Genomic DNA, 14,393 nt, shown 5'->3' with positions numbered 1-14,393 from the left:
ACCGAAGCGTGGCCGCTGGTCTTTCCCCGGGCCACAGCTGTCGTGCGGCGCACTGCAGTGATTCATCGCCGGGGGCGTTGCCTCTCAAAACTTTGAACGGAACCCACCATGCCTTTGATCTCGATGCGCGAAATGCTGGACCATGCTGCTGAAAACGGCTATGGCATCCCCGCCTTCAACGTGAACAACCTGGAGCAGGTCCAGGCCGTGATGTCGGCGGCTGACGAAGTCGGCGCGCCCGTGATCCTGCAGGCCAGCGCCGGTGCCCGCAAGTACGCCGGTGAGCCCTTCATCAAGCACCTGATCCAGGCGGCTGCCGAGATGTATCCCCACATCCCCCTGGTGATGCACCAGGACCACGGCACCACGCCTGAAGTCTGCCAGGGCGCGCTGAACCTGGGCTTCGGCTCGGTGATGATGGACGGCTCGCTGATGAGCGACGGCAAGACACCTTCGTCCTTCGACTACAACGTGGACGTGACCCAGAAGGTGGTGGCCATGGCCCACCAGATCGGCGCCACCGTGGAAGGCGAGCTGGGCTGCCTGGGCAACCTCGAAACCGGTGAAGCCGGCGAAGAAGACGGCATCGGTGCCGAGGGCAAGCTGGACCACAGCCAGATGCTGACCGACCCCGAAGAAGCTGCCGTGTTCGTCAAGGCCACCCAGCTGGATGCGCTGGCGATCGCCATCGGCACCAGCCACGGCGCCTACAAGTTCAGCCGCAAGCCCACAGGCGACATCCTGGCGATCTCGCGCGTCAAGGAAATCCACGCCCGCATCCCCAACACCCATCTGGTGATGCATGGCTCCTCTTCCGTGCCCCAGGAGCTGCTGGCCATCATCAACCAGTACGGCGGCAAGATGAAGGAAACCTACGGCGTGCCCGTGGAAGAGATCCAGGAAGCCATCAAGTACGGCGTGCGCAAGATCAATATCGACACCGACATCCGTCTGGCGATGACCGGCGCCGTGCGCAAGTTCCTGGCCGAGAACCCCGACAAGTTCGACGCCCGCGAATGGCTCAAGCCTGCACGCGAAGCGGCCAAGCAAGTCTGCAAGGCCCGCTACATCGAGTTCGGCTGCGAAGGCCAGGGTGCCAAGATCAAGGGTTACAGCCTGGAGCAAATGGCCAAGAAGTACGCCGCTGGCGATCTGGCCCAGCTGGTCAAGTGAACTCAAGTTTGATAGCTGTCAGCGCTTTTCCAGTAAGCGCTGGAGGCTGAAAAAACTCAAAGCCCGCAGCCTGGTGCCTGCGGGCTTTTTTCATGGGCTTTGACTTCTGTTACCAAGGTGACCCGGCTTGTTTCCTAGGGTTACTACAGTATCGAACGACCGTGCTTTTTATCACAATGGCCGGATCAGACGATAAGACACGGAGACAGAAGAATGAGTGACCGTCCTTGGCTGAATGCATATCCAGAGGGAGTTCCTGCGGACATCGATGCGTCCCAGTATCCATCGCTGGTGGCCTTGATGGAAGAGGCATTTGCCAAGCATGCCGACAAGGTGGCCTATTCCTTCATGGGCAAGGAGCTGACCTTCGCCCAGGTCGATGCGCAGAGCAAGCTCTTTGCTGCCTATCTGCAAAGCCTGGGGCTGCAGCGCGGCGACCGTGTGGCGCTGATGATGCCCAATATTCCCCAGTACCCGGTGGCCGTGGCCGGGGTGCTGCGTGCCGGCTATGTACTGGTCAACGTCAACCCGCTCTACACGGCACGCGAGCTCGAGCATCAGCTCAAGGACTCGGGCGCCAAGGCCATCGTCATCATCGAGAACTTCGCCAAGACGCTGCAGGATGGCATGCATGGCAGCGCCGTGCAGCACATCGTGCTCTGTGCCATGGGCGACGAGCTGGGGCTTTTGAAGGGCATGCTGGTCAATTACGTGGTGCGCTCCGTCAAGAAGCTGGTGCCGCCCTTCAGCCTGCCCGGTGCCGTGCGCTTCAAGGATGCACTGGCCAAGGGGCGCGGTGCGACCTTGAACGCGCCGGTGCTCAAGGCCGACGACATGGCGCTGCTGCAATACACGGGTGGCACCACCGGCGTGAGCAAGGGGGCTGTGCTGCTGCACCGGAACATCATCGCCAACGTGCTGCAGTCCGAAGCCTGGAACGAGCCCGCCATGAAGAAGGTGTCGGCCGGCGAACAGCCCACCAGCATCTGCGCGCTGCCGCTCTATCACATCTTCGCGTTCACGGTGAACATGATGCTGGCCATGCGTACTGGCGGCAAGACCGTGCTGATTCCCAATCCGCGTGATCTCAAGGCCACGCTCAAGGAGCTGTCCAGACATCGTTTCCACAGCTTTCCGGCCGTGAACACCTTGTTCAACGGACTGGCCAACCACCCCGACTTCGGCACAGTGGATTGGAGCCACCTCAAGGTCTCGGTGGGCGGCGGCATGGCCGTGCAAAGTGCCGTGGCCGAGCTGTGGCTCAAGAAGACCGGCTGCCCTATCTGCGAGGGTTACGGCCTCTCGGAGACCAGCCCCTCGGTGACCTGCAATCCGGTCACGGCCACGGCTTACTCGGGCACCATAGGAGTGCCCCTGCCCAGCACCTATGTGAAGCTGGTCGGCAGCGACGGCCAGGACGTGAGCGAGCTGGGTCTGCCCGGTGAAGTCGCCGTGCTGGGCCCGCAGGTCATGGCCGGCTATTGGCAGCGCCCCGACGAAACCGCCAAGGTCATGACGGCCGATGGCTACTTCCTCACGGGTGACATCGGTACCATGGACGAGCGCGGCTTTGTGAAGATCGTGGACCGCAAAAAGGACATGGTCATCGTCAGCGGCTTCAATGTCTACCCCAACGAGGTCGAGGACGTGGTCTCCAACTGCCCCGGCGTGCTGGAGTGCGCGGTGGTCGGCGTACCCGACGAAAAGTCCGGTGAGGCCATCAAGCTCGTCGTCGTCAAGAAAGACCCGGCACTGACCGAGCAGGCCATCCGCGACTACTGCCAAGCCAATCTGACCGGCTACAAGCGTCCGCGCCACATCGTCTTTCGCACCGATCTGCCCAAGACTCCCGTGGGCAAGATCCTGCGCCGGGAGCTGCGCGACGCCTGAGAGTTTTTCATCTTGTCCTTCAAGGCGAGTTCACAGGAGCGCTTGGCGCTCCTTTTTTTATGCCTGTTTTCAGGCCCGTGCCTGTGTGAGCAGGGAGCAAAACGCCACACCGATACCTGTCTCCACCGCAGCAACAAGGAAATGTGCTTGTTGATATCGGGCAAGTCTTCTTATAATTGTTTCGCCAAATGAACCTGGTTTTATTAGTAAAACAAAAAGCAAATCGCTTTTTGTGTTCTACAACGGTTTCAGGAGAGACATATGAGCGAGATCGCACAAGACAACAGCGCCCGTACTTGGGATCGCCCCGAGGGCTCCAGCTTTGAAGACTGGATGAGCACACGCATTGCGCGCTTTGCCACGCGCAAGTACGACTTCGATGCCCTGAAGTTCCAGGCCGACTTTGATCCCAAATATCGCCGCGGCCAGATGCGTTACATCGGCACGGGCGGCACGGGCGTGGCCTCCGACAGCAACACCATTCCGTCGGAAAACTTCACCTTCTCCACCATGGTGATTCCCGCCGGCCATGAAGGCCCTTCGCATCTGCACACCGATGTGGAAGAAGTGTTCTTCGTGATGCGCGGCAAGCTCAAGCTGGTGCTGGAAAAGGACGGCGAGCGTTTCGAGACCATCCTGACCGATCGCGATGTGGTTTCGGTGCCGCCCGGCGTCTACCGCGAAGAGATCAATGTCGGTGATGAGGATGCGCTGATGTGCGTGATGCTGGGCGCTAAAAAGCCCGTCACTCCGACTTATCCGCCCGAGCATCCTCTGGCCAAGATCAAGCGCTGAGCTTCGTCATGCACGAGGATTTGCTGTCGCTGAAACTGCAGCTGCTGCAGACCGGTTTTCCCGAGCGGCTGGTGAAGCTTCCCCAGGGCGCCCAGGTCGCCTGGCGTGAGGCAGGCGACGCCAGCTCCGACTTTGCGGTGGTGCTGCTGCATGGCATCAGCTCCGGGGCTGCATCCTGGCTGGATGTGGCGCTGCAGCTGGCTGACAAAGTGCGTGTCCTGGCCTGGGATGCACCCGGTTATGGCGTGTCGACGCCGCTGGCACAGTCGGCGCCTGCCGATGCCGACTATGCGCAGGCGCTGGCCCAGTCGCTGCTGGTGCTGGGCGTGCGGCGCTGCATTCTGGTCGGGCACTCGCTGGGCGCCCTGATGGCAGCCAGGCTGGCTGCCATGGCCGCACCAGGACTGGTCGAGCAACTGGTTCTCATCAGCCCGGCGGGCGGCTACGGCGCTGAGGCCAAGGCCGAGCAGCAGGCCAAGGTGCGCGAGGGCCGGCTGGCGGCTCTGGCAGAGAAGGGCGTCGCCGGTCTGGCGGCCGTCATCGACCAGCGTCTGGTGTCCTCCGAGGCTCCTGAAGCCGTGCGTGCATGGGTGCGCTGGAATACGGCGCGCATGCAGCCGCAGGGCTATGCGCAGGCGGTCGAGCTGCTTTGCGGCAGCGATCTGGCACAGGCACGGGGCAGGCTTGGCATGCCGGTCGAGGTTTGGGTCGGCGAGCACGATGTGGTGACTACACCTGCAGCTTGCAAGTCCTGGTCCGAAATGCTGGGCGCGCACTACGGTACGCTTGCGGCTGCCGGTCATGCTTCACCCGTGGAACAACCAATGGAGGTCGCGCATAGGCTGGCATCTTTGTTGAACCAAAGCTATTGCCCCAATACCAGCTGATTGCCATGAGCGAAACCTCCGAGATTTCAACCAACGAACAAGACCGTTACACCGTGCCCGCTCTGGACCGAGGACTGCGCCTGCTGGCCTGCTTTGGCCCGGCGCAACCGGTCTGGAGTGCGCCCGAGCTGGCGCGCAGCCTCGAGCTGCCGCGCTCCACGGTGTTTCGCATGTTGACCACGCTTGAAAACTCGGGGTATCTGCAGCGCAGCGGCACCGAATACCGGCTCGGTCTGGCCGTGTTGCGCCTGGGCTATGACTACCTGTCCACCCAGCCGCTGGCGCAACTGGCCGAGCCTGTGCTGCAGGCCTTGTGCGATGAGCTGGGCATGACCAGCAATCTTGCATTGCGCGATGGCACTTCCGTGGTCTATGTGGCACGCGTCACTCCGTCCGGAGCATTCCAGGGCGCTGTGCGTGTGGGATCGCGTCTGCCGGCGCATGCAACGGTGCTTGGACGGGCCCTGTTGCATGACATGGACGGCGCGCAGCTGCGCTCGGTGTTTGGTGGCGAGGAACTGCCCCAGTTCTCCGAGAGCACGCCGCGCAATGTCGACGAGCTGCTGCGCCTGCTGGCCGAGGATCGCGAGCGTGGCTATGCCATGGGAGAGGGCTTTTACGAGCCTGGCGTTTCCAGTATTGCAGCGCCGGTGCGCGCCGCAGACGGGCAGGTGGTTGCGGGGCTGGCCATGGCCATTCCGTTTACCGAGCTGGGGCCCGAAAAAACCCAGCTCTGGGTGCAGAAGGTGCAGCAGGCGGCAGAGACTCTGTCCGCCCATTTGCGCCAGCAGCACCCGGACCATTTGCGCTGACCCCGATCACGCCGGGCCAGCGCATTTTTCAGGAGGCTAGAGATGAAAAATATTGCTTTGATTGGCTGCGGCGCGATTGGCTCCAGTGTGCTGGAGCTGTTGAGCGGAGATGCCCGGTTGCAAGTGGGCTGGGTACTGGTTCCCGAGATCACGCCAGCCGTGCGCGAGACGGCTGCCCGCCTGGCGCCACAGGCGCAGCTGCTGCAGGCCCTGCCCGGCGATGCGGTGCCGGATCTTCTCGTGGAATGCGCGGGTCATGCAGCCATAGAGGAGCATGTGCTGCCGGCGCTGGCGCGCGGCATTCCTGCGGTCATCGCATCCATAGGCGCCTTGAGCGCGCCGGGCATGGCCGAGCGCGTACAGGCTGCGGCCGAGACCGGCAAGACGCAGGCCCAGCTGTTGTCGGGCGCCATCGGCGGCATTGATGCCCTGGCTGCGGCGCGTATCGGCGGCCTGGACACGGTGCTCTACACGGGCCGCAAGCCGCCCAAGGCATGGAGCGGCACCCCGGCCGAGCAGGTCTGCGATCTGGACGGACTGACCGAGGCCTTCTGCATTTTCGAGGGCTCGGCGCGCGAGGCCGCACAGCTCTATCCCAAGAATGCGAATGTGGCGGCCACCTTGTCGCTGGCGGGACTGGGGCTGGACAAGACCATGGTGCGTCTGTTTGCCGATCCTGCCGTTCAGGAGAACGTGCACCAGGTCGAGGCGCGGGGTGCATTCGGAGCCATGGAACTGACCATGCGCGGCAAGCCGCTGGCGGCCAACCCCAAGACCTCGGCGCTGACCGTGTACAGCGTGGTGCGCGCCGTGCTCAACAACGTGGCGCCGCTGGCCATCTAACCCGGAACTGACCCGTTCCAGCCATGTGCCGTGCCGGTGGCATCGGTCTTGCTTGCGTGTTTGCAAAAGTGCGCGCAAGCACCACCCATCTGAGCATGGCATCCATGGTGTCATGTCTTTGCCCGCCGGCCTTTGCGCTGCATCAAGCCTGAGACGCATCGGCCTTTAGCCTTTTTGAAATTTCCGTTCTCCCAGGAGACAAGACCATGCAACGTTCCGCCTTCCTCAAGTCCTGTCTGGCGCTGGCCTGCACCGCTGCGCTCCCCGCCGCCATATCCCCGGCCTTCGCTGCCAGTGCCGCCGAACAGCTGTCCAGCGGTCAGTTCACCATCATTGCGCCGTTCCCCGCCGGCGGAGCGGTGGACATCCTGTCCCGCATCCTGGCCACGGGCCTGACTGAGGAGTACAAGCAGGCCTCCATCGTCGACAACCGCCCCGGTGCCAACGGCAACATCGGCATCGACATGGTCAAGCGCGCCAAGCCCGATGGCCATACCTTGCTGGTCGTGCCTCAGGGCAACCTGACCATCAATCCCACGCTGATGCCCAAGCTGCCCTACAACGTGTTCGGCGACTTCGTGCCCGTGGCCTCCATGGGGCGTGCGGCCAATGTCATCGTCGTCAATCCCCAGGTACCGGCCAAGACCATCCAGGAGCTGGTGGCACTGTCCAAGTCCAAGCCCGATTCGATCAGCTATGCCTCGCCCGGCGTGGGCTCCAGCCTGCACCTGGCCGGCGAGTTGTTCAAGGACAAGTCGGGTGCCGACATCATGCACGTGGCCTACAAGGGCTCGGGGCAGGGCCTGAACGATGCCCTGGGCGGTACCATCCCCATGCTGATCGCCAACATGCCCACCGTGCTGCCCCATGTGCAGTCGGGCAAGCTGCGCGCCCTGGCCGTGACCGATGCCACGCGCTCGAGCTTCCTGCCCAATGTGCCGACACTGGCGGAGGCTGGTGTTCCGGGTATTGCCGTTTCGTCCTGGTATGGCGTGCTGGCTCCGAAGAACACACCGCCCGAAGTGGTCAAGCAGCTGGCCGAGGACATCGACAAGGTCATGAAGACCCAGGCCGCGCAGAACCAGCTCAAGGCCCAGGGCATGACCCCCTGGGTGGTCAAGGGCGATGCCTTTGGCGAGCTGATCCGCAAGGAGACTGCACTGTGGGCGCCCGTGGTCAAGAGCCACAATATCGTGGCACAGTAACCGTCATGCTCTAATCGCGCCTCTTGCGCTTCCCACAAAAGCGGCCCAGTGCCGCTTTTGTGCTTTCACCAGGGCCTACAGGCCCATGTTCGGAGTATCCCCATCCATGACGCTAGCCATTCTCAGCGCTCTTGCCGAAGAACAACACGGCCTGGTCGACGCCATGCAGGACATGCAGTGCCTGCGCCATGCCGGGCGCGACTTCTGGCTGGGCCGGCTGCACGGGCATGAGGTGGTGTGTGCGCTGTCGGGTATAGGCAAGGTGGCCGCAGCCACCACCACCGCCGCGCTGATCGAGCGCTTTGGCGTGCGCGGCATTCTGTTCACCGGAGTGGCGGGCGGCATCGGCGCGGATGTGAACGTGGGCGATGTGGTGATCGCGCGGAGCTTTTTGCAGCATGACATGGATGCCTCGCCGATCTTTCCGCGCTGGCAGTTGCCCGGCTACGGTCGCAGCACCCTGGCCTGCGACGAAGCGGCGACGGACCGGCTGGTGCAGGCCGCCGACTCGGCGCTGCGCTCGGGCATCGTGGCTTCGTATGCTTCGGCCCGCGTCCATGAGGGCCTGATTGCCAGCGGCGATCAGTTTGTCAGCTCGCGCCAGGCCAGCGCACAGCTCAGAGCCGATCTGGAGGCCGCCGGCCATGCCGTGCTGGCCGTGGAGATGGAGGGCGCTGCCGTGGCCCAGACCTGCCTGGATTACGGCACGCCGTTTACCTCAATGCGCACCATCTCGGACCGGGCGGACGACAGCGCCCATGTGGATTTTTCGGATTTCGTGCGCACGGTGGCAAGCCGCTACGCGCAACGCGTGGTGCTGGACTTTCTGCGCCAGACGCCCGCGAAGAAGCAGGCTGTTTGCTAATCTTTTAGTAGCTGTAAACGATTGATAAATATGAGTTTTAAGGTATTTTAAGCCTGAACTCATTCACTGATAGGCGCTATAAGCTATTGATATTGATGACTTCGATCCAGCCTGCCGACAACTGCAGGCCGGATACCTTTTGTTGCCCTGTTTTCCTTTCAACCGCGCTTGTCGCGGTTTTTTTACGCCCGTATGTCGCTGTGGTGTGCTGACTACGGGTTTCTCCGGGTATTGACTCAAAAGAAGCTCACTAAACTGCAGTCTTGTTTCAAGAAAAAAGTGTCATTTCATATTTGAAACAAACAAGGTTTAAGATGACCCTCAACACCATGCCTTCCACCGGTCAGCTCGCTGGGCGCCGGATCCTTGTGACCGGCGCTGCCCGCGGCCTGGGTTTTGCTTTTGCTCAGACGCTGTGCCAACAGGGGGCACAGCTCGTCTTGGCCGATCTGCGCGCCGAATTGCTGAGCGAAGCCGTTGCCAAGCTGCGCGCCATGGGCTTCGAGGCTCACGGCATCGCCTTTGATGCGAGCAACCCGGCCTCCATAGAACAGTGCGCACAGCAGGCCGTGCAGACCCTGGGCGGCCTCGACGGTCTGGTCAACAACGCGGCCGTGACGGACTCCGGCGGCAAGGGCATGGACGACATCGCCCTGGAAAAATGGGATCAGGTGATGAACGTCAATGTGCGTGGTGTCTGGCTGATGACCCGTGCCTGCCGTGCGGCGCTCAAGGACAGCGGGCGCGGCGCCATCGTCAATCTGGCCTCCGACACTGCCATGTGGGGTGCGCCCAACCTGATGGCCTATGTGGCGAGCAAGGGCGCCGTGATGGCCATGACGCGCTCCATGGCGCGCGAGCTGGGCGCGGATGCCATCACCATCAATGCCGTGGCTCCGGGTCTGGTGCTGGTCGAGGCCACCGAGTACGTGCCCGAGCATCGCCACCGCCTCTACATCGACCAGCGCGCGCTGCAGCGCGAGCAAGGGCCCGAGGATGTCTCGGGTGCCGTGTCCTATCTGCTGTCGGACGGTGCGCGCTTCGTGACGGGGCAGGTGCTGCCCGTCAACGGCGGCTTCGTCATGAACTGAGCGCCCCATGAGCGACAACGACAACGTCTCCGCCGACGGCGGCTCCGACAAGTACATGGTGCCCGCGCTGGAGCGCGGCCTGCGCCTGCTGCAGGAGTTCGGTCGCGGCAACGCCACGCTGGGTGCTCCCGAGCTGGCGCGCCGCCTGCAGCTGCCGCGCGCCACAGTGTTCCGCATGCTCAACACGCTGGAGAGCATGGGCTTTCTGCAGCGCGCCGAGGGCGGCAACGATTACCGGCTGGGCCTGTCCGTGCTGCGCCTGGGCTTCGAGTTCCTGTCCTCCATGGACCTGACCGAGCTGGGTCAGCCCGTGATCGCGCGGCTGTGCGAGGCAATCCGCTTCCCCTGCAACATCGTGGTGCGCGACGGCCGCTACATCGTCTATGTGGCCAAGGTCACGCCGCCAACACCGCTGACCAGCTCGGTGCGCGTGGGCACGCGGCTGCCCGCCCATGCCACGCTGCTGGGTCGCATCCTGCTGGCCGACCTGTCGCTGCCGGAGCTGCGTGCCCTCTATCCCGAAGAGCAACTGGAAGGCCATTCGCCCAATACGCCCAGGACCGTGATCGAGCTCTTCGACCTGGTTCAGTCCGATCGCGAGCGTGGCCATGTGGCCGGTGCGGGCTTCTACGAAAGCTCGATCTCCACCATCGCGGCGCCCGTGCGCGATCACAGCGGCCGAGTCATCGCCGCCCTTGGGGTGACCCTGGCCTCGGCCCAGATCGACCTCGAGCGCCAGACGGAGCTGGTGCCGCGTGTCTGTGCGGCGGCCACCGAACTGTCGGAGCTGCTCAACTACCGGCCGCAATCCAGCGCGCAGGTTCTGTCCATCACTTCAAGGCGCGCAGGAGGCGGCCATGCATGATTTCACACTCGACGCGACGGCCGTCGTCACCGGCGGCTCTTCGGGCATAGGCCTGGCCACGGTGGAGCTGCTGCTGGCCCAGGGCGCACGCGTGGCCCTGTGCGGCCGCAATCCAGAGCGCCTGGAGCAGGCCGTCAAGCAACTGCTGGAGCGTCATCCCGAGGCCAGCGCGCGCCTGTTCGCCCAGGCTTGCGACGTGCTCGATGCCGAGCAGGTGCAGCAGTTCGCCCGCGCCAGCGAAGCGGCTCTGGGCCCGGCTTCCATCCTCATCAACAACGCCGGTCAGGGACGTGTCTCCACCTTCGAGAACACCAGCGACGAAGCCTGGACCGAAGAGCTGCACCTGAAGTTCTTCTCGGTGCTGCATCCCACGCGCGCCTTTCTGCCGCAGCTTGAGCGCGGCGAAGGCTCGGCCATCGTCTGTGTGAACTCGCTGCTGGCTTCCCAGCCGGAGCCGCACATGGTCGCGACCTCGGCGGCGCGCGCCGGTCTCAAGAACCTGGTGCGCTCCATGGCCACCGAGTTCGCGCCCAAGGGCGTGCGCGTCAACGGCATCCTGGTCGGCCTCATCGAGTCAGGCCAGTGGCGCCGCCGCTTCGATGCCCGCGAGGACCGCAGCCAGACCTGGGAGCAGTGGAGCGCCGAGCTGGCCTCCAAGAAGTCCATTCCGCTGGGCCGCCTGGGATCACCCGCCGAAGCCGCGCGCGCCATTTTCTATCTCGCCACGCCGTTGTCGTCATACACGACCGGCAGCCATATCGATGTTTCCGGAGGCCTTTCCCGCCATGCCTAACGCAACCCAAATCACCGTCGGCGCCGTCATTGCCGAATTCCTCGAGCACTGCGACGTGAAGGCCGCCTTCGGGGTGATCTCCATCCACAACATGCCCATCCTCGACGCGATGTTTGCACGCGGCAAGGTGCGCTTTGTGATGGCGCGCGGCGAGGCAGGCGCCGGCAATATGGCCGACGCCTGCGCGCGTTCCACCTCCAGCCTGGGCGTGTGCATCACCAGCACCGGCCCGGCTTCGGGCAATATCGCCGGCAGCCTGGTGGAAGCCTATACGGCCGGCACGCCGCTCTTGCACATCACGGGCCAGATCGAGACCCAGTACCTGGACAAGAAGCTGTCGTACATCCACGAGGCGCCGGACCAGCTGACCATGCTGAAGTCCGTCTCCAAGGCCGCCTTCCGCGTGCTGAGCGCAGAGACCTGCCTGTCCACGCTCAAGGCCGCGGTGCAGGCCGCGATGACTGCCCCCACGGGCCCGGTCAGCGTGGAGATTCCCATCGACATCCAGCAGGCGCTGATAGACATGCCGGCCGATCTGTCGCCGCTGCCGGTGGCTGTGCTGGCACCGAGCGAGGCTGGACTCGACGCGCTGGCCGACCAGTTGGCCAAGGCCAGGCGCCCGCTGCTGTGGCTGGGCGGCGGCGCCCGCCATGCCGTTGCTGCAGTGCAGCGCCTCAAAGCCATGGGCTTCGGCATCGTCAGCACCGGCCAGGGCCGCGGTATCGTGCCCGAGGACGATCCCGCATCGCTGGGCGCCTACAACATCCAGAAGCCCGTCGAGGCCTTCTACCAGCGCTGCGACGCCATGCTGGCCGTGGGCACGCGCCTGCGCAGCAACGAGACGCTGAAGTACGAACTCAAGCTGCCGCGCCCGCTGCTGCGCATCGATGTGGACGCCGCTCAGCAGGGCCGCTGCTATATGGATGACGGTTTTGTCTGCGGCGACTCGGCCCTGGCCCTGAACGGCCTGGCCGACCGCCTGGAAGCGCGCGGCTACCGGGCCGATCCCGAGCTGCTGGCCGACCTGCGCCAGGTGCACGACGAAGTCGTGGCCACCATGCGCGACGGCCTGGGCCCCTACAGTGCCCTGGTGCAGCAGCTGCAGCAGGCCGTGGGCCGCAACTTCAACTGGGTGCGTGACGTGACCGTCTCCAACAGCACCTGGGGCAACCGCGAGCTGCGCTTCTTCGAGCCCAACGCAGGCGTGCACGCCACGGGCGGCGGCATCGGCATGGGCATGCCCATGGCCATTGGCGCGGCCATCGGTGCGGCCGAAAGCGGCTCGGGCCGCAAGACGCTGGGCCTGGCCGGCGACGGCGGCTTCATCCTGAATCTGGGCGAGCTCGCCACTCTGGTGCAGGAAGAGTGCGACACCATGATCGTGTTGATGAACGACCAGCGCTATGGCGTGATCCAGAACATCCAGGACGCCTCCTACGGCGGCCGCCGCTGCTATGTGGAGCTGCACACGCCCGACTACGCCCAGCTGTGCGCGTCCATCAAGCTGCCCCATGCCCGCGTGAGCCATCTCGACGAGCTGCCTGCGGTGCTGGAAGGCGCCTGGGGCAGGAAGGGGCCATTCCTGCTCGAGATCGACATGCGCGCCATCGGCAGCTTCAAGACCACGTTCTCGGGCCCGCCGGTGAACAAGCTGGACCAGATCCCGGCCACCACCAAGGCTCAGTGAGGAGTTTCACCATGTCCAAGCTAGAACTGCTCCCCATCAATATCGCCGGCGAATGGCGCCTGGGCGGCGGCGACGAATCCGCCACGCTGTACCCCGCGACCGGCGAGGTGGTGGGCCGCCTGCGCGCCCCCAGCCTGGCCGATGTGGAAGAGGCCATCCAGAAGGCCGATCACGCCTTCCGCACCAGCGGCTGGGCGCAGAAAAAGCCGCACGAGCGCGCCGCCGTGCTGCATCGCGTGGCCCAACTGATCCGCGAACGCGCCGAGCCCCTGGCCCAGCTGCAGCGCCTCGATAACGGCAAGCCCATCAGCGAGACGCGCGCCCTGGTGGCTAGCGCCGCCGGCACCTTCCAGTTCTTCGCTGCGGCCTGCGAGACCATGGAAGAGACCATCACGCCGTCGCGTGGCGACTTCATGACCATGAGCGTCTACGAGCCCATGGGCGTGGTCGCGGCCATCACGCCGTGGAATTCGCCCATCGCCAGCGAGGCGCAAAAGCTCGCTCCCGCGCTGGCCGCAGGCAATGCCGTGGTCGTCAAGCCCGCCGAAGCCACGCCGCTGCTGGCGCTGGAGCTGGCCCGCATCTGCGAAGAGGCCGGCGTGCCCAAGGGCATCGTCAGCGTGCTGCCCGGCCGCGGCTCGGTGATCGGCGACGCCATCACCAAGCACCCGCTGGTCAAGCGTGTGTCCTTCACGGGCGGCACTTCCACCGGCAAGCACATCGCCCGCATCGCGGCCGACAAGATGATGCCCGTCTCGCTGGAGCTGGGTGGCAAGTCGGCCACCATGGTGCTGGAAGACGCCGACCTCGACCATGCCGTTAACGGCGTGCTCTACGGCATCTTCAGCTCCTCGGGCGAGTCGTGCATCGCCGGCTCGCGCCTGTTCGTGGCGAGGAAGCTCTATGGCGACTTCATGGAACGCCTCACGGCCAAGGCCGCCGCCTTGCGCGTGGGCGATCCGGCAGACGAGCGCACCCAGATGGGTCCGCTGATCACCGCCAAGCACCGCGAATCCATCGAGAGCTACGTGGCGCTCGGCCTGTCCGAAGGCGGCCAGTTGCGCACCGGCGGCCACCGCCCCGAGGGCGCGCTGTACGAGCGCGGCTACTACTACCGCCCGACCATCCTCGAAGGCGTGAACAACAACGACCAGATCTGCCAGCAGGAGATCTTCGGCCCCGTGCTCGTGGCCATGCCCTTCGACGACGAAGAGGCCTTGCTGGAGCAGGCCAACGACAGCGTCTACGCACTGGCCGCCGGCATCTGGACGCGCGACTACAAGGCCGCGTGGCGCATCGGCCGCGCGGTGCAGGCCGGCACCGTGTGGATCAACACCTACAAGCAGTTCTCGATCTCCACACCGTTCGGTGGCTGGCGCGATAGCGGCCTGGGCCGCGAGAAGGGGCGGCTGGGAATACAGCAGTACATGGAGCAGAAGAGCCTGTACTGGGGACTGAACGCAAACCCACTGGCTTGGGCAAATTGA

Annotated in this window: 13 protein-coding genes; all 13 read left to right on the top strand. The window is 64.4% G+C overall.

Annotated features, from left to right (window positions below):
- Positions 1–108 precede the first annotated feature (108 nt).
- Positions 109–1,173 carry a class II fructose-bisphosphate aldolase gene (gene fba, locus AAIL66_RS13190; RefSeq protein WP_004340312.1) on the top strand — a complete coding sequence of 355 codons (1,065 nt, stop codon included), beginning with the start codon at positions 109–111 and terminating at the stop codon, positions 1,171–1,173.
- Between the two features lie 213 nt (positions 1,174–1,386).
- Positions 1,387–3,063 (top strand): long-chain-fatty-acid--CoA ligase, encoded by a 1,677-nt coding sequence (locus tag AAIL66_RS13185; protein WP_343496909.1) that lies wholly within the window; start codon positions 1,387–1,389, stop codon positions 3,061–3,063.
- 261 nt (positions 3,064–3,324) lie between these two features.
- Complete coding sequence (locus tag AAIL66_RS13180) at positions 3,325–3,858, top strand: cupin domain-containing protein (protein ID WP_003072476.1); 534 nt, start codon at positions 3,325–3,327, stop codon at positions 3,856–3,858.
- A gap of 8 nt (positions 3,859–3,866) precedes the next feature.
- Entirely contained in the window at positions 3,867–4,745 is an 879-nt protein-coding gene (locus tag AAIL66_RS13175; RefSeq protein ID WP_343496908.1) for an alpha/beta hydrolase, read from the top strand.
- Between the two features lie 5 nt (positions 4,746–4,750).
- Complete coding sequence (locus tag AAIL66_RS13170) at positions 4,751–5,557, top strand: IclR family transcriptional regulator (RefSeq protein WP_034351506.1); 807 nt, start codon at positions 4,751–4,753, stop codon at positions 5,555–5,557.
- Between the two features lie 42 nt (positions 5,558–5,599).
- Positions 5,600–6,400 carry an aspartate dehydrogenase gene (locus AAIL66_RS13165; RefSeq protein ID WP_343496907.1) on the top strand — a complete coding sequence of 267 codons (801 nt, stop codon included), beginning with the start codon at positions 5,600–5,602 and terminating at the stop codon, positions 6,398–6,400.
- Between the two features lie 206 nt (positions 6,401–6,606).
- Positions 6,607–7,605, top strand: coding sequence for a tripartite tricarboxylate transporter substrate binding protein (locus tag AAIL66_RS13160; RefSeq protein ID WP_034350829.1), 999 nt, complete (start codon positions 6,607–6,609; stop codon positions 7,603–7,605).
- A 106-nt stretch (positions 7,606–7,711) separates the two neighbouring features.
- A complete protein-coding gene (locus tag AAIL66_RS13155) occupies positions 7,712–8,470 on the top strand; it encodes a 5'-methylthioadenosine/adenosylhomocysteine nucleosidase (RefSeq protein ID WP_343496906.1) in 759 nt (252 codons plus the stop codon).
- 314 nt (positions 8,471–8,784) lie between these two features.
- Positions 8,785–9,561 (top strand): SDR family oxidoreductase, encoded by a 777-nt coding sequence (locus tag AAIL66_RS13150; RefSeq protein WP_034350824.1) that lies wholly within the window; start codon positions 8,785–8,787, stop codon positions 9,559–9,561.
- A gap of 7 nt (positions 9,562–9,568) precedes the next feature.
- A complete protein-coding gene (locus tag AAIL66_RS13145) occupies positions 9,569–10,426 on the top strand; it encodes an IclR family transcriptional regulator (protein ID WP_034350821.1) in 858 nt (285 codons plus the stop codon).
- Complete coding sequence (locus AAIL66_RS13140) at positions 10,419–11,219, top strand: SDR family oxidoreductase (protein WP_034382295.1); 801 nt, start codon at positions 10,419–10,421, stop codon at positions 11,217–11,219. The genes AAIL66_RS13145 and AAIL66_RS13140 overlap by 8 nt, the downstream gene beginning before the upstream one ends.
- Positions 11,212–12,906 carry a thiamine pyrophosphate-binding protein gene (locus tag AAIL66_RS13135; RefSeq protein WP_343496905.1) on the top strand — a complete coding sequence of 565 codons (1,695 nt, stop codon included), beginning with the start codon at positions 11,212–11,214 and terminating at the stop codon, positions 12,904–12,906. The genes AAIL66_RS13140 and AAIL66_RS13135 overlap by 8 nt, the downstream gene beginning before the upstream one ends.
- Positions 12,907–12,917: 11 nt before the next feature.
- Positions 12,918–14,393 carry an aldehyde dehydrogenase gene (locus AAIL66_RS13130; RefSeq protein ID WP_343496904.1) on the top strand — a complete coding sequence of 492 codons (1,476 nt, stop codon included), beginning with the start codon at positions 12,918–12,920 and terminating at the stop codon, positions 14,391–14,393.

Source organism: Comamonas sp. F1-6, assembly GCF_039581415.1.
GTDB lineage: Bacteria > Pseudomonadota > Gammaproteobacteria > Burkholderiales > Burkholderiaceae_C > Comamonas > Comamonas thiooxydans.
The sequence above is the reverse complement of the archived record's forward strand: the minus strand, read 5'-3'. Positions and strand labels throughout refer to the sequence as shown.